The following is a 19853-nucleotide window of genomic DNA, read 5'->3' as shown; positions in this document are numbered from 1 at the left end:
AGCCTAAATTCATAGGCGTTTTCGTTTTGAATCGTATCCCTTCCCTTTCCAATTTCGCAACCACTTTAAAATAATTTTCATTCCCGAATGCCGTATAGATACATGTCCAATATTTATAGGAAATTAGTTTGGCAGTTACTGCACAGGCAATCACGAAGACTAGTATTCCAATCATTATATACACATCTTAGCTCCCTTTCATTTCGGACTTTTTCGAAAATCCATCCTATATACTATATTCTTTGCCGTACATAACATTTCCTTTTTAAGTAAAGAAGGAGACCCAGTTTTGGGTCCCCTTCTTCATATCTGCATTATTTTTCAGGCACGTTACAAGAACCGTCCGTACAGGTGTCGCCTGTTGCTGGATCATTCACGATTGTAAGCGGATTTTCCTCAGCCCATACTTTTTTTAGCGTATCCAGGAATGCTTCCGTTGGCTGGGCGCCGGAGATTCCATACTTGCGGTTAATGACGAAGAAGGGCACACCTGTAATACCAAGCAGGCTTCCTTCTTGCTCATTTCCCCTAACCTCTGCCGTGAAAGCCGTTCCTGCCAGCATGGTCTCCGTCTCGGACTTTTCAAGGCCGGCCTCTTCAGCCAAACTAGCCAATGTAGCGTGATCGCCAATATGTTTGCCTTCGGTAAAGTAAGCTTTAAATAGGCGTTCATTCATTTCTTTCTCTTTACCCTTCGATTCAGCAAAGTGCATCAAGCGATGAGCATCGAACGAATTGGTTAAGACCACTTTGTCCAAATGATAATCGAGTCCCAATTCTTTAGCCTGTTGCGTCAGGTTTTGGCTGCTCGCTTCCACCTGCGCTTGGGACATGCCGTATTTCTTGGCCAACATTTCATTTTGAGTCATATTGATATCCCGCTCAGCCTCTGGATTCAACTCAAAACTGCGAAATGAGACCTCTACCTGATCATTATTTTCAAACTGCTTTAACGCCTCTTCGAATCTACGCTTTCCTATATAACAGAACGGACATTGATAATCCGACCAAATTTCCACCTTCATGTAACTACCTCCTCGTTTTAAGTGCAATCGCATTAAGCACATTATATAATCCTGGGTATCCTCTTGCAAGGATATTACCCCAGACACTCATTTTCAAAATTGGTGAAGTCGACTTTTTTCATGAATTCTTCCAATGTATAGCCCTTTAGCAGGCGCAATGTTTCCTTTTCGGCTTCGTTCATGATTTCCTCCAATGCCGTATCCAGCTGCTTCCCGACTTCACCGCATTCGCTCGTTTCCATACAAACAAGGCATTCCGGCCTTACCGCTTGATACACATCCGCCAAAGTAAGCTGAGACGCAGGCACCTTCAAGCTATATCCGCCTTCCCGTCCTTCCTTTGTTTCAACGATCCCCGCAGCTGCAAGCTGGGCCATCACCCTTCTTAAAAAAGTGGCGTGTGACTTCACCTTTAAGGCGATTGCCGAACTTGTCAGGAGCTTTTCGCTTTGTGCGAGCCAAACCAGAGAGTGAATGGCAATAGCGAAACGCGGCGGTCCGATTTGATTATTTCGATTACCTGAAGACATGATTATCCCCCCTTACGCCCTATCCATGGTAAGGTCATTATACTATGTTACGTGCTCCTGAACAAATGGCGCCGTTTCCGTTTTTTCGACCGCAGTGCACGATTTTCCGGACTGTCAAAAGCATCTTTTGCCGGATTTTCCAATTCTACTGAATGATTTGTACATTTTCATATAAATAAGCTTCTTCGGGTGCCTTTATTTTCTTCGACTCCTTTAAATCGATCACAGGTACGGGCTCCCCTTTATACCTTCCTTTTTTTAATGTCCCTGTAATCGTATACCAATCATTCGTCTTCATTCCTTCCACATTCCCGTTGACCATATATCCATATAACGTGGCATCGACCACACAGCAGGACATGGAGAGGCGGGAGATGGCCATTTGTTTTTTCTTAAATGTATCCTCACGGTATATGAACCCCGAAATCTCTATTTCCTTCCCCTCGATCGTATCGAGGTTGTTCAGTAAATCATCCAGTACTTCAAAATAATTATCATCGGTTACCGAGATTTTCTCCCCATTCGCATGTTTCCCTGAATCATATGAACTTACCATCTGTGTCTGCTGCTTCGCCAGCCCCCTTTTCGCCAGCACTTCCCCGCTTAATGTAAAATCGGTCAAGATGAAGCCCAGAAGAATCGGAATGAAGAACAAACTATAATTCAGGACCAGTGCGGAAAAGGAAGACTCTCCATTCGATCCGCAATCACAATGATGTCCACCTTGTTTTTGTTTTTTCATTCGGATAAGGCTGATCACTAAAAAGGCAAAAAGCGCCGCCAATGCATATGGAATCATTTTGGGTGCAATCAATTTCGTTAAATATCCTGAAACATACAATTTAAAGATCATGAGACCCAGTCCAAGCAGCAGTAATCCTTCAAGTCTCTGGATAAATAAACGTTTCATCAGAAGCCCCCCTTACTGATCAATCCACTTGCAATCAGGCATAGGCTGAAGACGACTGCGAAAACAAGCAGGACATACATGACGACGAAGCTCCGTTTAAAACAGGACATCATGATCAGGACATTTTTCAAATCCAGCATGGGACCAAATACAAGGAAACCGAGTATGGAGCCTGGCAGAAAGCTATGGGAAAAGGAGGCAGCAACGAATGCATCGGCTGATGAACAGAGTGAAAGCAAAAATGCAATGCCCATCATCAATGCCGTGCCTTTTATTGGCGCCTGACCAATACCGGCCATTACGGACCGATCCATAAACACTTGAAATACACTGGCAAACAAGGCCCCGATGATAAAGTATCTGCCGACCATAAAAAACTCCTGTGAAGTATGTTCCAAAAAGCTTGTCCATTTACTGGACTGAAGATCATGTTCATGCCCGTGTACCAGTTCCAGCCTCTCCTCTTTCACCACATCTTTCGTGCTGAATATATGAATGAATAAACCTGCAATTATGGCCGTCAGGACACAAAGAATAATTCTTCCATATAGAATGGCCGGATTATTTTGGAACGCATAATAAGTTGAACCGAACACGATGACATTCAATATTGGGGCAGTTACGAGCAAGACCACACCTGCATGGACCGGGACACCCTTTTGGATCAATCTCCGGACGACCGGGATGATTGCACATTCGCAAACCGGAATGACCAGCGCCGCCCCTATCGTAGCAAAAATGGCCATCAGGGGTCTTTTTGGTATCATCCGCTGAATGATTTCTTCACTGATGAACAACTGGATGAACGATGAAGCAATGGCCCCCAGGAACAGGAAAGGAATCGATTCTAAAAACAATCCCAAAAACACGACGAACACAGAGTGAAGCATCGGGTAGCCCGAGAAATCAAGCGCTTCGGGAATGAATACATCGCCTAGGAAAAAGAATGCAAGCATCGAAAAAAGCAGCAGCACTAACAGCAAATTTCCCGTGTATCGTTTCAAAAGCATATTCTGTCACCTCGCAAATCAAAATTATTACGATTTAAGTTCGGATTCGGTCTAGTATATGCTTTTGATAGGATGAACAGAACATGAAAAAAAGAGAATGGAAGAACATTCCCCACCCTCATTTATTTCTACGATATAGATCCCTGCTCTTGTAACCTTCTCCTAAAATCGTTTTCATTTCCTTGCGCCGTTTCACTTGGGTAGCCTCTTGTTTTGCACTATACACGTAACGGGCCCAATCCTTGCGATACCCCGGGGTAAGTGATTGATAGAACGCAAGCAAATCAGGAGAATCCTGCAAATCTTTCTCAATTTCGGAAATCATTTCGATATAATCATCTACTGATTGGCTTGCTTTAGTAGATGGACGGTTCCTATTTTTCGAGTCTTCTTTCAGTCCGACTACCGTAAAGACATCATCCAACCCGACCATACGTGCAAACTTCAGGTCACTCGGGCCAACATAGCCATCATCATCCGCACCAAGGCCTTGCATCAGATCATCACGATGAATATATGTAGCATATTCTTTATTACCTTTCTTTGGGTAAGCCAAATAAATATAGCCGTTTTTACTCAAATGATTATTCTCGATCACCTTATCCACGATTCCTTTTAAAGAATCCATATCCAATACAAAAGCAAATATAAGATCATAGGCATTTTCAGTAAGCTCTGTATCGTAATCCGGCAGCTCTGCTAAATAATCCGCCCCAGCTGGCAGATTCAAGACTGCCACACTTTCATATTTATGTAAATTCAGTTTTTCTACTATTGTTTTAGCCATTGTCATACACCATCCTCGTTCATGTTGTCCATCCTCATTTTATAAGCTCCCCATTGCGTTAGCAACTTTTCTTATTGTTTCCTTATTCAAGAGAAAAAGGACGGGAAATAATTCTCCCGCCCTTTTTAATATCTTGGCTCATGCCAAAGAAAAAATCAATTCCAATGCCCAGCTTTCTCGAGTTTATTTTTCCCTTTGAAAGCAAGGATGATCAATGCTAAATTGATGATTAACATGATAGCAATCGCATAGAGTACGGATGTATAGCTACCTGTGAAGCGAATGATCCTGCTTGTAAAATAACTCCTAACACTAATATTAATCTAATATCATATTTCGCCATCATTTTGCCTGCAATCGGCAGGAAAATCATGGTGAGATTGATGAAATACTGAAGTACGGGGATAAGCTTCCCATAATGCCCAAATCCTCTGTCATAGGTGTCAAAAACAATCCGCCTGCAGTCATAATGCCGCCTTTGGCGATACCGACCATAATAGCTAATCCAGCTAATAGCCACCAAGCAAAATGGATTTTTTTCTTCTTACTCATTGATGTTTCCCCTAAGTTCGCGAATTGCATCAACATCTCCTCAGTAAAGCCAGTAGCGTTATCGATTTGAACGAAATACTACTGGTTATTAATGGCTATTATTGTTTAATAACGGATTTCTTGGCCGATAAACACCAAGCTATCATCCACTTAACGTAATTTAATGGAACCGCCATCCACCATGATTGTTTGACCAGTAATATAATCAGAATCCTCACTAGCCAAGAATACAGCTGTACGTCCGATGTCACTTTCAAGCTCACCAAGTCTTCTTAGAGGAATTTTAGCTAGCATGTTTTGATAATATTCTGGTTGTTCTTCTGCCCATTGAAGCATGCCAGGTGATTTGGCAATCGGGGCAATGATATTTACATTGATGCCGAATGGACCGAATTCATTTGCTGCAACACGGGTAATTCCACGGATTGCTTCTTTTGCTGCTGCATACGTACCTTGATTGACATCACCATTAATCCCGGCACCTGATGCAAAGTTAATGATTTTGCCCTGTGTTTCCTTTAAGTAAGGCAATGCAGCTTGCATGAAGTAGAAGGTTGGATAGAATCCAGTATTAAAGGATAAATCCAATTCTTTTTGTGTTGTGTCAGCAATGGAAGCCATTCTTGAAGCGTGTGCATTATTTACCAAGATATCAATTTTCCCGAATTGATCAGCCACTTCTTTAACGATTGAAGCCAATTTCTCATGCTCTGCAAGATTAGCTTGGATGAATATGGATTCTGGTTGATATTCTTGTAATTCTTTTATCGTTTGGTTCCCAAGTTCTTCATTTAAATCGATGATTGCCACTTTTGCTCCTTCTTTAACAAAAGCCATGGCCATACCTTTACCAATACCGCCAGCTGCCCCAGTGATGATAGCGGTTTTCCCTTGAAGTCTACTCATTTTTCTATCCCCTTTTAATACATGTATTTTTTGAAATGCAAAGAACTGCTTCTCCATGCATAAATCATTCAATCATGCTTTTTACATCAGCATTGTGAATATGCACACTAGCATGAACCAATAATATATAACGTTGACTTACAAGTCAATCAAAAAGTTGACTGGTGAGTCAATCAAAAAAATCATTCGCTAAAGAACAAGGATAACCTCCCTTTTCCATCGAAATAAGTTAGTGTGAATGTTAAAAATCCCCATCACCATTTTTTATGATAAACTTTTAACTTATATGGTAGAGTGTTTATAAACTGAAAAATTTCCTACCGGCCTTTTTTTTATAATCAGTTCATATGCAACAATGATGAAATATTATTCAGCAAGTGAGGAATCAACGATGGCACCAAAAAATGATGAACAATTTAAGATTATTCGAGATCAACGCTATGAAGAAATCAGTAGTGCTGCACTGAAGATTTTCGCACGCAAGGGCTTTGCTGCAACAAAAATCAGCGATATTACATCATCCGTGAACTTAAGTCATGGACTCTTTTATCATTACTTCAAGTCAAAAGAGAATATTTATGTTTCCATCATCATGAACGTACTGGATATGTTTATTGAAACAGTGCATGAAGCGGAAAATAGAAAGGGCACACCTTGGGATCAACTGGTTTGGTTCACCGAGCTTACTTTTTCCGGTTCACTAGAGGAAGCCTTGGACCGCCGTGTTCTTGTTATTGAAGCTCAACATTCTGATACGCTCTCTAATGAGATTAAACAAGAATTGAACCAAAAATATGCTACAGCCATGAAAGGGATTGCCCGTATTATCAGTAAAGGACAGCAGGATGGAATTTTTGTGGAGGGTGACCCATTGGAACTGGCCATTTACTTCATTTCACTTAATCAAGGACTTTTATTATGGAATTCAAAAGATATCCATCCCATTAAGGTTTCCGTTAACCAAGTAATGCGTCAATTACAGGCATAAACTTAAGTAATGTGCATAGGCATTAGGGTATCAACGCTCCTGAAAAAATGATTCTCCTGGAAATGCAGACCTGACTTCAGATCTGTATTTCTTCCTCAAAATTATAAATACCAATGAAACATTTTCGTTGTACTATGAGAGATATCTTTTAACACTCTTTATTAAATAGAAACCATGCTTCAAAACATAGTGTCACAATCCTTCAATCATCTTGAATCCACTTTAGACCAGGTGTTTTTCCCGTAGTTTTTATGCATTCTTTATGCAGTCAGATATCCCTTTGTTTTTTCCTATATCAAAAATTCAGTGATGCTTTCATATGGGGGTATCACAAAAGGGGAGTTCTCATGAATTTTATCGAGTATGATTTGCTATTCGAATCAAGAAAACAGTTAATAGAGGAAATTACGGAGTTGGATGAAAAAATGCTTCACCATAAGCCAGTACCTGAAGTATGGGGCATCGCCCAAATTTGCCATCATTTATATCTTACGGAACAGGTTTTTACAGAAGCTATAGCAAATGGCATTCGGGAAAGGGATTTTAATAATATCATTCAAAAAAACATTTACCTGGTAACTAATAGAACAAAGAAATTCGTAGCCCCTGACATCGTTTCACCCTCTTCAACCCCATTTCAATTATCGAGCCTTATGGATTTGCTGGGAGAATCAAGGGATCGATTATTACAGGTTCTTTATGATATGGATTCAGATATCTTGTTAAATAGAAAGAAAGCCAAGCATCCCCTGTTCGGGGACCTCTCATTGGATCAATGGATTGAATTATTATCCTTGCATGAACAAAGGCATATCAAGCAGATACAAGAAATAAAGTCCGCCCTTATATAACCTTTCAGGCAATGACAACATGTAAGTCGATTACCAAACTTCATTTTGCGGTCTAAGAATGTAAGGCTTTTTACAATTTTGTACGTTTCCTCCAGGCACTCGCTTTTCTAAGCAGGAGTCTCGTACCTTCCGCTCCAATCAACTTCTTTAAAAATTCAGATAGAACACCATTTGTCTACAAACTGAGACCACTTCATTTTGTGGTCTCCTTTCATGCATTCTATGAAACGAACGGACTGTCGGGGGCTGCACCAAATTGATAGATTGTGTCAGCACCCATATTTCCCTATTCTAGCATCAAGATGATACTTTTAGTTTCCTTTTGATTTGTGTTGCGAAGATTTCAAGACAGATTGCAATCATCAGGATAAAATAAGTGATTGCTCCAATTTCACTCAAGTCAAAGTAAAATCCACTTGCCATGAACATATCGAAACCGATTCCTCCTGCGCCTGCCGCTGCTCCCATTGCGACCGCCACTGCAAAATTGATTTCAAAGCGCATGAAAGTCCATGAAATGATATATGTGATCGATGATGGAATGATGACTTGGAACACGATTTGCCACCAATTCGCACCGCTTGCTTGCAGGGCTTCTATAGCACCTTTATCAATTTCCTCAAAGGATTCCGAGTAGGCCTTTACAAGGTAACTTATGGAGTGAAACGTCATCCCTATAACTGCCGCTACACTGCCCAACCCTGCAGCGACTGCAAAAATGAGGACCCATAACACGGTAGGCACGGCTCTAATCAGGGCCACCGATCCCTTTATGACAATCGATAATGACTTGGACGAGATATTTCCAGCCGCTAATAGTCCCAACATCAGGGCAATGATTGCACCAAATATTGTCGTTAAGAAAGCTAAGCCTAATGTAACCGACACCTGATAAAGCGCTTGGGTGAAGGTAAAGTGCTTCAAATGCGGCTCAAAAAACATGGTCTTCAAATTATCGACGGTCAATAATAGCGCGTCCCACAGTTTTACATCCTTATAATCAAAACTGGCAAAAGCGTATATGGTCAAAACTGCTAGTACCAGCACACTCAACCTAATGGCGATCGAGGATTTCGAGAAGGGCTTTTTGGATAGTCGTTCAAGTAGCATTCTATCTATATCCTGGCCAGTAGGAGAAGGAAATGGTTTGATCGGACCCTCTGCCTGCATTATAAAATCACCCTCCTCACATAATTTGAGATCAATTCAATACATAATATCGAAATGATGATCGTTATGACGACAAGACTGGCAATGTCATAACTCAAGTTTTTATAATAAAGATTAAACGTAAAACCAATACCCGATCCTGTAAGCAGTCCGACCAATGTTGCGTTCCTGATATTCGTTTCAATCATAAAAAGTATCCAGCTGATCATTTGCGGAATGGCTGAAGGGATAACAGACTGCGAAATGACGGTTAGATAACTTGCGCCGGTAGTCTGCAAAGCTTCTACGGAACTGCAGCTCACTTCATCAATCGTTTCAATGAAAGCTCGTGTTAAAAAACCGAAAGATCCAAAAAACAAAGCAAAATAGCCGGTCAAGGAACTCTGTCCGAATGAAAATAACAGAACTAACGCCCATATTGAGACATCAATATTTCTAAATAAAACGGCTACCCCGCGGCTAAACCCTCCGAAAAAAGCATTCACCCTTGTCGTATTGGAACCCAATATCGCAAATACAAAGGCCAATATTCCTGCGAGTGTGGTTGCAGCAATGGATATTAAAAGCGTTTCTTTCAGCTTTATCAAAATGTCCGGGAGTTTGGTAAGGGAATCCTTTGTTGGATAAAAATTCGATAACGACCATTGTATGGCCTTAGGAACCGAAGTAACCCCTTTTGCGATGCTGAATTCTGTAATGATAATGGAAACAGCCGTCGCAGTCCCTATAAGCAAAAACAATGCAAGTGAATTTCTTCTCTTTTTTGCAAAAACATCAGCCGACATGGGAACCTCCCAAATCAAAAATCAATTTTCCTTCATCTGATCCATAAATCTGATGGATATCATTTGAGGAAATATTTTGAGTTGTGCCATTGAAAACAATCTTCCCGCCATTCACACCGATGATTCGATCCGAATATTTAAGGGCAACATCGACTTGATGCAGGTTGACTACGACTGTGATTCCCATGGAAGTGCAGATATTCCTTAAATGATCCATGATCACTTTGGAAGAATTCGGGTCAAGGGAGGCAATCGGTTCATCGCATAATAGCAATTTAGGATTTTGGATAAGCGCCCGCGCAATGCCAACCCGTTGTTTCTGGCCTCCGCTCAACTGATCGGATCTTTTATAGATCAGATCTTCCAGACCGAGAATTTGGAGAACTTTAGCAGCCTGAAGTTTCTCCTCTTCACTATAAAGGCCAAGGATTCCAGCCAGTGTGGATTTATAGCCTAATCGTCCATGCAGGGTATTTTCAATCACACTTAGTCTATTTACAAGATTGTAATGTTGAAAAACCATCCCTATTTTCCTGCGTACTTTCTTTAACTCCCTTTTATTCACCTTGTATACATGATCATTATCAAAAATGATTTCTCCGCTAGAAGCATCGATCATCCTATTGATGCACCGAAGGAGAGTTGATTTCCCTGCTCCTGATGGCCCTATGATGGAAACGAACTCTCCTTCTTTCACAGTGAAGTCAATATTGGATAACGCCTTTGTACCATTTCCAAAATGTTTTGAGACATTTTTCACTTCCAATAATGTTTTCATGTATGAACCTCCTGCATTTTATTGCCTTTATTTCGATAATTCCCGAATTGGATTGAACCAGTCATCCTCGACTTCTACCATTTTTTCTTTTCCGCTCACCCGTTTAAATAGACCTGATGACTTAGAATCTTCCCGGTACAAAAACTTTCTCGTTATTTGCCATTTCATCGGATATCAACGTTTCAAGAATTTTTTTACGTGTTTCCTCACTGACTAATTCGGTGTTGACAACGAAAGGTGCATTCAGAACCGGAGTCACTGAAATGAGTGAGAATGTTTTATCTGCAACTGTGTTGAAGGGTTCAGCTGCATCCTTCTTAACCTTATACACGGCACCTGCTTTATTCTCTTCCCCATCAGCCAGCTCTACATAATTATTGACACATGTGTCACAAAAAGCTGCCACTTCCGCTTTCCCTGTCAAAAGATTAACAGCCGATCCTTGGTGTGAACCGCCATAAAGCACTTCACTGAAGAATTTATCTTTCCCGCCTTCCAATAAATCCTCGGCCTTTAATTCCTTAAACTTATCTTGCTGTGAAAAATAATCAACGATTCCTGTGGAAGGAACTTTGAAGCCAGACGTAGAGCTATTTGATACGAAAGAGAACTTTTTCCCTTGAATTCCGTCAATCTTGTATTCGCCGTTGATTTTATAGTCATCTGCATTTTGAACGGCCAGCCAGCTATTATAGACTGCATCATCCAACGTACCTGATTCACCGCTTGGAACAACTAGAGGCTGAACACTATCGTTTTTGTTGTTTGCTTCAATATATCCTTGCGCTCCCAGGAATGCTAAATCTGCGTTTCCATTAGCAATTGCCTCTATTGCAATGTTATAATCCGTAGTTGTCTTATGTTCGACTTTCATTCCTGTGGCTTCCTCCAAGATCTTCCCGATTTCATCGCGGGCTTCCCCTAAATCTTCCCCGGATTCATTTGGCAGCCATGCCACGGTTAATGTATCATCTTCATTTGCACCTGTTGAACTGGTGGAAGAACAGCCTGTGAACACCAGCAAAATAACTAACATCAATATGGACATCATCGATTTTTTCACGTTAAATCTTCCCTCCCATTTAAAAGATCTTGTCTTATTTCAACACTTCCCATATAACAATACCGGTACAATGCTAACCTGCCGTTAAGGCGGCTGAATATTCAGTAAAATTTGTGTGAATTCGTCGTTAAATTTTTTGAGTGGCTTGAGTGAAACATCCATTGTGTATGCTATATTCTTTATTCACTAACCGATTCATGAACTCCAAGTCATGAAAAATACCAAGCATGGTCGTTCCTTCTTTCATTAGCTGTTCTAGCAGGGTTTTCACCTTCAATTTAGAATCGTGATCCAAACTTGCTGTCGGTTCATCCAACAAGAGGAGCCGCGGCCTTTTCACCATTGCTCTTGCTATATTTAACCTTAGCTTCTCCCCTCCTGAAAAAGTAGCAGGATAACTGTCCCATAGCTCTTTTCCTATTTCGAAGTGGTCGAGGATTTTTTCCGTTTCGATATTGGCCATTTCCTTGGTTTGTCCCATTTCAAGGATGGCACCGGTAACGAGCTGCCTTGCTGTAGTTCTTGGCATGACATTTAAAAATTGGGATACATAGCCTATCTCATGCTTACGCAGGTATATCATTTCCCTTTCAGTAGCTTTTGCCAGATTAATCGCACCATAGTGGGAAGATTCATACCGGATGTCTCCTTTTTGAACTCGATAGGTACCATAAATCGATTTTAGGATCGTAGATTTTCCGCTGCCGCTCTTGCCTGCAATGCCAATGAATTCGCCTTTTTTCACTGTGATCGTAATGTCGCTGACCGCATGGATATTCTTGCGTTGATTATGTAAAATAAAAGACTTGGATAAATCACTGATCTCCAATATGTTCTCCACTTTGCCACCCGCTTTCTAAAATTCAGATCCTGTAATTCGTTTTTTGAATCATTTTTCCGTCTACAATCACAGTTGTTATTACAGGGAAATCACCCGAAATTTTTTCAATGATAAGTATGTCAGCCTTTTTCCCTTCGTGAATCGATCCAATTTCGTCCTCCATCTTGACTGCCCTTGCGGGATTAATCGTAACTAGCTTAAACATATCGACAAGATCCATCCCATGGTTTTCGACCAATTCAAACATTGAATGCAGCAGGGCCGCAGGGTAATAATCACTGCATAATATGTCTATGCTTCCATCCTGAATGGCTTCAGAGGCACTTAAGTTCCCGCTGTGAGAACCTCCCAAAAGCACATTCGGTGCACCGGCTATGGTATACATCCCCATATCATGGGCCTTACGGGCAATTTCAAGTGTGATTGGAAATTCACTTATACTCGTTCCAAAGCTGTGAACCAATTCAAGCTTCTCTAATGAATCATCATCATGTGAGGCAACGGCTATATTATTTTCCTTTGCTAGAAGTGCAATTTCCCTCATTCTTTCAATCGTCAGCTTTTCTTTCACTTGATGAGTCCGGATCATCACATCAATGGCTTCATCACTATAATTGTTATATCCCCTTAAAGTGTTTCGATATATCTCAAGATGCCGATACTGCCCTTGTCCTGGAGTATGGTCCATGAATGAGACCAGATGCACTTTCTTTTCGGAAACATATTCTTTTAAACTATCAATATCCTCCAAATTATCGATTTCATACCGGGCATGAAACCGATGACGGACCAGGTGCTTCATCGTATGTGTTTGATCAATTAAGTCGATGAGCTTCCTTACATTCTCAGGCTCCCGAATTGGCTTATATGCGTATTCAGTGGATTTATAGAGCGACAGGGAATGAAACATGGTCGTGATCCCGTGCGTGATCAGTTCCTTTTCCGTTTCTCTTAAGCTCAAATGAAAATTCATTAACGAAGTCGGCCGCGGCGCAGTCATATGTTCAATATAATCCGAATGGAGATCAATGAAACCGGGTGAAACATATCCACCCAAAGCGTCCAGCACTTCCATCTCAGGACTTGTTTCTATTTCTCCCACAGGTGCAATCCGGCAAATTCTATCATCCTTAATTAAGAGATCATGGTCCATCAGGATCGTGTCTTCCGTTATTATTTTCCCATTTTTAATCAGCAACAATGTCTCTTCCCCCATTTTCCTTTAGATTCTTTTACAGCAGTGAGTGTACTAATTGTTGGGTATAAGGATGCTGTGGATCTTCGAGTATTTGATCTGTTAAACCTTGCTCGATTACTTTCCCCTCCAGCATGACGAGCGTACGGTCTGCAAGCATCCGGATTACGCCCAAATCATGGGATACCAATACAATGCTGATATTCAAATCTCTTTGGAGACCTTTAATTAGATCCAATACACTTGCTTGAACGGATAAATCCAAGCCCGTGGTGACCTCATCCAAAAGCAGTATGGGGGGATTGTTGGACAATGCTTTGGCTATCTGGACCCGTTGCTGCATTCCGCCTGAGAAATTCCTTGGTTCTTCTTTCATTCGATGAATGGGAATATTGACTGCTTCAAGGAGTTCGGCGCCTCTTGTTTCCATTCTACCAACATGTCTGTTCCCAGCTGAAATTAACTTTTCGGCGATATTGCCTATCGAGGAGAAATCCATTTTCAACCCTAGAATCGGGTTTTGATAAACCTTCCCCATCAGGTGGTTTCGAATGAATCTTTTTTTCTGGGCAGACTCCATGAATAAATTCTTTTCTCCATCCTCAAAGCCAGCCACATACATTTCTCCATCTGTTACTTCATCGTCAAAATATAAACTTTTCATCAAAGTGGATTTGCCGCTGCCGCTTTCCCCTACAATTCCGAGAACTTCACCGTGATACAAATCAAACGTCACATCTCTACAGGCATATACCGTCCCGCATTCATGACAATAGTTTTTCGCCACTTTTCCCAATTTCATATGTTTACAAATTGAACATCCGCTACCGTACTGTTTGTTCATTTGTTTAACCGATAATACGGGTACCTCAAGCACAGACATTTAATTCACTCCCAATGATTGTTTTTGATTGACCATTTCAAGGCAATTGCTTGTATCATTGCATTGGAAATACGTTTCCCCCGATTCCTCATCAACAAGTTCATCCAAAAACACATCATTGGACCCGCAGAGAATGCAAGCATGATTTGTAAAGGACTCGATTTCAAATTCATAATCATCAAATGCCAATGAAGATACATTTGTATAAGGAGGTACTGCATATACCTTTTTCTCCCTGCCTGCACCTAACAATATGAGCGCTTCACTTTCGTCCAGCTTGGCATTATCGAATCTTGGTATTGGACTCGGTGCCATGACATACCTGTCGTGTACCATCACCGGATGGTCTGCATCCGTCGCCATTATTCCGTATTTCATGATTTGTTCAAATAACATAAGCCATGCACCGCTATACTCTCTCTCAGCATGAAGCTTTTTCGTTTCATGTTCGCTCGGCTCAAAGTTCCTTAAAGGTTCCGGTAATGGAACTTGAAGAACTAAAATCTGGTCTCGTTGCAACGGCACTTCCGGCACCCTGTGCCTGGACTGGATTAAAGAAGCATCTTTTGTGCTTTCCGTCGTCCTTACCCCAGTGGTGTCAGATACGAGTTTTTTTATATTAACGGCATTAACGGATTCATCCGAGCCTTGGTCGATTACCTTAAGGACGTCATCCTTTCCGATCAATGACAATGTCAACTGCAGGCCGCCCGTGCCCCAACCACGCCCAATCGGCATTTCCCTTGAAGCGAATGGGACTTGATAACCGGGAATGGCAATGGCCTTCAGTGTCGCCCTTCTAATTTCCCGTTTCGACCCTTCATCAAAGAATGCAAAATTATAGGTTTTATTCATCCAATCCAACCTCCTGCTCTGTGGTCTTATCTTTTGACTTCCGAATGCTATCAAGCTTGGATTGGAACGTAACATAATGAGGCATCTTCAAATGGGAGATGAAGCCCGTTGATTCCACTGAATCTATATGATAAAGGACGAATTCCTCGTTGTGACTTGGAAACTCCTTGTTTGGTTTTTCCAGGCAATTATCCAGGATGCCCATTGCGATTGCTTTTGTTTCATTTTGTCCCATGCACATGCCATAGCCAATTTCAAACTCCATTTCTTTTTTGCCTTGTTCTTTCTCTACCGTAAGCGGAATGAGCATCTCTACCTCCGTTGCTGTAAAGTCCCCAATATAATAGCTATCTTCCCCTTGCCCTTCGTCCAGCAGCGGGTGATCGAGATGGACTGGCAGCTGACCTACGCGCAGCTCCCCTACTGTCGGGTGCAGTGCACCATATCCACGAATGACTGCATAAGCAAGTGATGTCACTGCACCGGTTTGGCCTCTTGTTAAAATTTGCAGGCGTTCACTCCGCATTGAAGGAAACTCCAGACTCTTCCTTGTAACATCCCCAGGCTGTAAATCATTGTTTTCACAGTTTGCTAATAAGCCTTCACTTCTTAAGTAGTCCAAAACTTTAGGCAGAGAGTTTAAATCAGCTGTCTGGTTCTGATATTCTGTTGAATGATTTTCTTCTTGAAAAGCCCGTAACCAATCTTGAATGCTTAGATCCGATTCATTTTCCAGCTCCGAATCTAGTAACCGATGTGTATAATCGGTCGTGGCACCTAAAATCTGTCCGCCAGGTACATCCTTAAAACTAGCTGAAATCCGCCGTTCCACTTTCATATTTTCAGAACTGATCACACGTGAAACATGTTTTCGCGGCAAAGTGGATCGATAGGCCCTCAAGAGGAAAACAGCTTCTTCCGGATTGCCTTCAGCCTGTTTAATGGCAAGTGCAGCCAGAGATTGATCATACAAACTGCTTTCTGACATAACCTGGTCAATCAGCCCTCTCATCCCAGCTTCTATCTTATGCAGCTCTATAGCCGTCCCTTTTTTGACCCGCTCATACTTTAAGCGTTTGATGGATTCCTCAATCGCCTTTGTTCCGCCCTTTACTGCAACATACCCCATATAATCTCACCCCCATTTTCTTTAATTTCAGTCGTTCTCGGCAAAGCTATTAAACGATCTTGTCGATCCACAAAATACATATCGATTCCTAAAGGGAATTCTATGTTTTTTTCGTTCCTTACACCAAGCCAGGCGGAGACATTCGGGAGGCTTATGAATGATTCCTCTTGAATTCCCGGTCCAGAAAGGATCATTGAGTCCCCTTTCGTTACATCCGGCACTTCTAGAATGATCATGGCTGATTCATGGGGGTTCAACAGATTTCCTACCTTTGCTTTATTTATCGCTTCCTTCATTTGCTCTTCGGAGGCATCATGTAAAATAAAGATAAAATCCGCTTCCGGCAAATCGACAGGCTTAGAATAAGTAAGCTGATTGATCATTCTTGACACAGCCTCCCCCTCTTTGGCAATGACCTTAAAAGTCACTTCAGGGTCAAGTACAGTAAGTGCAAGCAGGATAGTAGAAGATAGGCATTCCATTTGAACATCCAATGTCTTGGCTTCCCTCTCGAAAACCACTAAAGTTCCAGGTCTTGAAGTCGCCGTTACAAGCTTTCTATAAACAGTTTGTATATCATGAACTACATCCAAATTCATTGCTTTCCCCCCTTATTGAACATCCATTGTTTCAAAGTTAACCCTGGTTCTTAAGATTGATTGATTCAGCTCTTGAAGATTTTTCTGTATATTCTCTTTCTCATTTTCCAAAACATGTGACCATGATTTCGTTTCGCCAAGATTAGCCTGATAAGCAGCATCAATGATAGCTAAACGATGTGCCAGCTCTTCCCGATGCCCCATAACGATTCCAATCCCGATTGAATCCTGGATTTGGACCGTGCATTCAGTCACCAGCATTTCCCCAAGATAAAACAAGCTCTTTTTTGCCGTTTCCCTTGTTTTTAGCAACACAAGGGCACTCTCTGGCTTTTGAATGACGGTAACTTTATATTTCATTGCTATTTCCTTGGCAAATTCCCTCGCAATGTCCTCAGAGCCTTGAATCAAAATCTCGGTTCTTTCCCTTCTTCTCATTCCATTGGCCTCCAATGTTTTAGTTTCCCGCTACATCTTCAATGTATCTTGTTGCCAAGTGAACGTATGTTAAGAAAGAGTAAATCTTTGTATGGAATTTGTTAAAGCCGGACCTACACTATTCAAAATTTCGTACCATTACTCGTGAATTCGAGCTTTACTCGTGGGTTTCGTACTTTTACTCGTGAATTCGAAGCACTTACTCGTGAGTTTCGTACTTTTACTCGTGAATTCAGAGCATTTACTTGTGAATTCGAGCGATATCTCGAATGGAAGTTTTTATATAACATATGTGAAACAATCGCTTCGATAGATTATGACCGTGTGCTCAAGGACTTGATTGCTCCGCTTATCCCGGCATAACGATTCCACTTGCAAAAGTGGAATTAAACTTGAACACTGTAAAATATCCCGTTCGAAAAGAGTAGGAAAAATCACGTTCAGTGTGCTGCTGCTGGATCCGAATTCCACGAAGCCACGCCGCCGATAATATTGAAACATAGAGGTAATGTCAGGACCGTCCTTTTCAATTTCAGGAAATGTTGATTTTGCTACAAAAGATGTATGAAGAGCAATCGGGAAACCTTCCATTAACCTAAGCCTGCCAATTTTAAAGACCACGTCATCCCTTTCCGCCTCGAGGCTTTGAAAGATCTTCTGATCATAAGAAATTTCTTCGCAAAAAATAGTATCCGTTTGAAAGGAAAACTGGAATTCTTTCATTTTCTCGGTGAAACTGACATCTCCGGATAGAATTAACGGAATTTGCTTCTTGCTTTCCTGGACATAACTTCCCTTACCTTGCTTCGAATAGATAAAGCCTAAATCTTGAAGCTGCTCGTATGCCTTCCTGACAACCATTCTTGGAACATTAAATTGATCAGCGAGTATATGCTCCGAAGGTAACTTTTTATCCAATTGAAAGGTCCCACTCTTAATTTCCGATATTAAATGATCCACTAAAAAGTTTTTTTCCGCCAACAGAAATCCCCCTTTAAATATTAGATCAGCCCAATACCTATTTCCCTTGTTAATGTCAGTGTAATGAGAAAATATGAAGCTACCATGATTTTCTTGTAAAAAAAAAGTCCTGGTCAAATACCAGAACGAAAGGGAATATTTTTTTATGGACCTTTTCCTTACAGCATCCTGGATCGTTCAGTCTTTCAAATTGCTCATCCAGCATATGATCAGGTCGCTTTCAAAGCAAATTTTCCTGGCTTCATAAATCGATATTTTTCAATACTACATCATTAATGGACATGCTTTTTTTCCTTAATTTCAAAGCATCCACACATTCCTTTCCAGGGCTCATACTGCCAAGCCGAATCGGCTTCTCCCCATAATCCCCATGAAAATCCGAACCTCCTGTCTTAATGAGATTATATTGATCTGCATATGAAATCGCTCTTTCCTCTTCTTCACGACCATGATGCGGATGAAGAACCTCAATCCCTTCAAGCCCTGCTTCTACAAGATCAGGAATCATTTCGAAGCTCCCGTATTGTCCAGGATGAGCAAGGACTGGAACGCCCCCGGCAGCACGAATCGCCTTCACAGCAAGGATGGCATCCACATACTCCATAGGAATGAAAGCAATGCCTGGCTCTTCTCCATTTTGGCCGCGACTGAAGATCTTCTTATACAAATCTCCATAGATAGAATCCGTATACCCCGATTCCCTTAGTGCCAGCATAATATGCTGTTTATAAACGCCGGTTCCTCCCTTGAATTTAGAAACCTGATCCCAAGTTATTCGATATCCTGCATGAATCAGCCGTTCCACCATTTTTTCAGAAGCTGCATTCCTCTTATGAATCAGTGGATTACATAGCTCCTCAAGTGCCTTATGACCAGGCTCAACAAAATAGCCCAAAATATGTACACGCCTTCCTCTTGCAAAGTCATAACCAGAAACTTCTATACCAGGGATGATTTCAATTCCTATTTCCTTTCCCCGTTCCACCATCTCATGCAATCTCATCGTTGTATCGTGATTCGTAATCGCTACATGGCCAATGCTCTCCCTTTTTGCAACCTCCAATAGTTCTTCAAAAGAACTGGAACCATCTGAAATGTTCGTATGACAATGTAATTCAACCTTCATGCCAATCCCCCCATTCTTATTCGTTACCCATCATCATTTTAACTTAGTGCCATGTCGGTCCCGTTAAGAAGATGTAAAAAAACGTAAAAGTGCAAAAGCCATACAGTTTGGTGAAAATACTTAAGGATTTAAGGCATCAGAAAATAAAACATCCGAGTTGATTTCAGAAATCAGCTCCCTTTCCGCCGACTGTCTGCCAAGCCTCCTCGCCGCAAGCGTCTCCGGAGTCTCGGCTAGCCAGTTATTCGGCAGGAGTGTCGCAAATTTCTTCAATTCATTAAGGATTACTAAAAAAAACATGAAGGATAACCTTGTCTTAATCTAGGTTCGGGATGAGACTCTTCCCATTAGGTCGACAACATAAAGAAAAAGCGAGTGCACCTGCAGATTTTTTTTAAAACATTCCAGTTGATTGGAACGGAAGGCGCGAGACTCCTGCAGGAAAAGCGAG

Annotated in this window: 22 protein-coding genes and 2 pseudogenes; 2 read left to right on the top strand and 22 right to left on the bottom strand. The window is 41.4% G+C overall.

What is annotated here, in order from left to right; translation table 11 throughout:
* The 8 genes and pseudogenes from ACFVSH_RS14460 to ACFVSH_RS14425 all read right to left on the bottom strand — a co-directional run.
* Positions 1–184 (bottom strand): annotated as a pseudogene (locus tag ACFVSH_RS14460) (hypothetical protein); the annotation flags it as partial.
* A gap of 130 nt (positions 185–314) precedes the next feature.
* Complete coding sequence (locus tag ACFVSH_RS14455) at positions 315–1025, bottom strand: DsbA family oxidoreductase (protein ID WP_260285485.1); 711 nt, start codon at positions 1023–1025, stop codon at positions 315–317.
* A gap of 74 nt (positions 1026–1099) precedes the next feature.
* Positions 1100–1555 (bottom strand): RrF2 family transcriptional regulator, encoded by a 456-nt coding sequence (locus ACFVSH_RS14450; protein ID WP_063232644.1) that lies wholly within the window; start codon positions 1553–1555, stop codon positions 1100–1102.
* 145 nt (positions 1556–1700) lie between these two features.
* The gene (locus tag ACFVSH_RS14445; protein ID WP_387706542.1) at positions 1701–2465 is read right to left on the bottom strand and encodes a TIGR03943 family putative permease subunit; all 765 of its coding nucleotides are present in this window, start codon (positions 2463–2465) and stop codon (positions 1701–1703) included.
* The gene (locus tag ACFVSH_RS14440; protein ID WP_387706540.1) at positions 2465–3475 is read right to left on the bottom strand and encodes a permease; all 1011 of its coding nucleotides are present in this window, start codon (positions 3473–3475) and stop codon (positions 2465–2467) included. Before ACFVSH_RS14440 ends, ACFVSH_RS14445 begins: the two co-directional genes overlap by 1 nt.
* 118 nt (positions 3476–3593) lie before the next feature.
* Positions 3594–4262 carry a YdeI/OmpD-associated family protein gene (locus ACFVSH_RS14435; protein ID WP_387706538.1) on the bottom strand — a complete coding sequence of 223 codons (669 nt, stop codon included), beginning with the start codon at positions 4260–4262 and terminating at the stop codon, positions 3594–3596.
* 369 nt (positions 4263–4631) lie between these two features.
* Positions 4632–4814 (bottom strand): hypothetical protein, encoded by a 183-nt coding sequence (locus ACFVSH_RS14430; protein ID WP_387602238.1) that lies wholly within the window; start codon positions 4812–4814, stop codon positions 4632–4634.
* 150 nt (positions 4815–4964) lie between these two features.
* Positions 4965–5720 carry an SDR family NAD(P)-dependent oxidoreductase gene (locus tag ACFVSH_RS14425; protein ID WP_387706536.1) on the bottom strand — a complete coding sequence of 252 codons (756 nt, stop codon included), beginning with the start codon at positions 5718–5720 and terminating at the stop codon, positions 4965–4967.
* Positions 5721–6111: 391 nt separating this feature from the next.
* Between ACFVSH_RS14425 and ACFVSH_RS14420 the strand changes: the two genes are divergently transcribed.
* Together ACFVSH_RS14420 and ACFVSH_RS14415 are read left to right on the top strand one after the other, a co-directional pair.
* Positions 6112–6708: a TetR/AcrR family transcriptional regulator gene (locus ACFVSH_RS14420; protein WP_387706534.1), complete on the top strand. Its 597-nt coding sequence runs from the start codon at positions 6112–6114 to the stop codon at positions 6706–6708.
* Between the two features lie 347 nt (positions 6709–7055).
* On the top strand, positions 7056–7559 hold the full coding sequence (locus ACFVSH_RS14415; protein WP_387706532.1) for a DinB family protein: 504 nt from the start codon (positions 7056–7058) through the stop codon (positions 7557–7559).
* 297 nt (positions 7560–7856) lie between these two features.
* On the opposite strand, the gene ACFVSH_RS14410 is transcribed toward ACFVSH_RS14415, so the two are convergent.
* From ACFVSH_RS14410 to ACFVSH_RS14345, 14 genes and pseudogenes are all read right to left on the bottom strand, one after another.
* Entirely contained in the window at positions 7857–8669 is an 813-nt protein-coding gene (locus ACFVSH_RS14410) for a PhnE/PtxC family ABC transporter permease (protein WP_387602623.1), read from the bottom strand.
* A 59-nt stretch (positions 8670–8728) separates the two neighbouring features.
* Positions 8729–9514: a PhnE/PtxC family ABC transporter permease gene (locus ACFVSH_RS14405; protein ID WP_387706530.1), complete on the bottom strand. Its 786-nt coding sequence runs from the start codon at positions 9512–9514 to the stop codon at positions 8729–8731.
* Positions 9504–10292, bottom strand: a complete 789-nt coding sequence (phnC, locus tag ACFVSH_RS14400; RefSeq protein WP_349727796.1) for a phosphonate ABC transporter ATP-binding protein — start codon at positions 10290–10292, stop codon at positions 9504–9506. Before phnC ends, ACFVSH_RS14405 begins: the two co-directional genes overlap by 11 nt.
* Before the next feature lie 27 nt (positions 10293–10319).
* Positions 10320–11355: pseudogene (gene phnD, locus ACFVSH_RS14395) on the bottom strand (phosphate/phosphite/phosphonate ABC transporter substrate-binding protein).
* 127 nt (positions 11356–11482) lie between these two features.
* Complete coding sequence (locus tag ACFVSH_RS14390) at positions 11483–12196, bottom strand: phosphonate C-P lyase system protein PhnL (protein WP_387602220.1); 714 nt, start codon at positions 12194–12196, stop codon at positions 11483–11485.
* 22 nt (positions 12197–12218) lie between these two features.
* Positions 12219–13397, bottom strand: a complete 1179-nt coding sequence (phnM, locus tag ACFVSH_RS14385; RefSeq protein ID WP_387602217.1) for a phosphonate metabolism protein PhnM — start codon at positions 13395–13397, stop codon at positions 12219–12221.
* Positions 13398–13428: 31 nt separating this feature from the next.
* A complete protein-coding gene (locus ACFVSH_RS14380) occupies positions 13429–14274 on the bottom strand; it encodes an ATP-binding cassette domain-containing protein (RefSeq protein ID WP_387706528.1) in 846 nt (281 codons plus the stop codon).
* Positions 14275–15129: an alpha-D-ribose 1-methylphosphonate 5-phosphate C-P-lyase PhnJ gene (locus ACFVSH_RS14375; protein WP_387706526.1), complete on the bottom strand. Its 855-nt coding sequence runs from the start codon at positions 15127–15129 to the stop codon at positions 14275–14277.
* Complete coding sequence (locus ACFVSH_RS14370; protein WP_387602208.1) at positions 15122–16258, bottom strand: carbon-phosphorus lyase complex subunit PhnI; 1137 nt, start codon at positions 16256–16258, stop codon at positions 15122–15124. Before ACFVSH_RS14370 ends, ACFVSH_RS14375 begins: the two co-directional genes overlap by 8 nt.
* Positions 16240–16857 carry a phosphonate C-P lyase system protein PhnH gene (phnH, locus tag ACFVSH_RS14365; protein ID WP_387602205.1) on the bottom strand — a complete coding sequence of 206 codons (618 nt, stop codon included), beginning with the start codon at positions 16855–16857 and terminating at the stop codon, positions 16240–16242. Before phnH ends, ACFVSH_RS14370 begins: the two co-directional genes overlap by 19 nt.
* A 12-nt stretch (positions 16858–16869) precedes the next feature.
* The gene (phnG, locus tag ACFVSH_RS14360; protein ID WP_387706524.1) at positions 16870–17295 is read right to left on the bottom strand and encodes a phosphonate C-P lyase system protein PhnG; all 426 of its coding nucleotides are present in this window, start codon (positions 17293–17295) and stop codon (positions 16870–16872) included.
* 279 nt (positions 17296–17574) lie between these two features.
* Positions 17575–18276 carry a GntR family transcriptional regulator gene (locus ACFVSH_RS14355; protein ID WP_387706522.1) on the bottom strand — a complete coding sequence of 234 codons (702 nt, stop codon included), beginning with the start codon at positions 18274–18276 and terminating at the stop codon, positions 17575–17577.
* 241 nt (positions 18277–18517) lie between these two features.
* Positions 18518–19402: a PHP domain-containing protein gene (locus ACFVSH_RS14350; protein ID WP_387706520.1), complete on the bottom strand. Its 885-nt coding sequence runs from the start codon at positions 19400–19402 to the stop codon at positions 18518–18520.
* Positions 19403–19522: 120 nt separating this feature from the next.
* Positions 19523–19702 (bottom strand): hypothetical protein, encoded by a 180-nt coding sequence (locus ACFVSH_RS14345; protein ID WP_387706518.1) that lies wholly within the window; start codon positions 19700–19702, stop codon positions 19523–19525.
* Positions 19703–19853: the final 151 nt, after the last annotated feature.

Source organism: Peribacillus sp. NPDC058002, assembly GCF_042886655.1.
In the GTDB taxonomy this organism is placed as follows: Bacteria; Bacillota; Bacilli; order Bacillales; family DSM-1321; genus Peribacillus; species Peribacillus aracenensis.
This window is presented reverse-complemented; position numbering and strand designations above follow the sequence as displayed.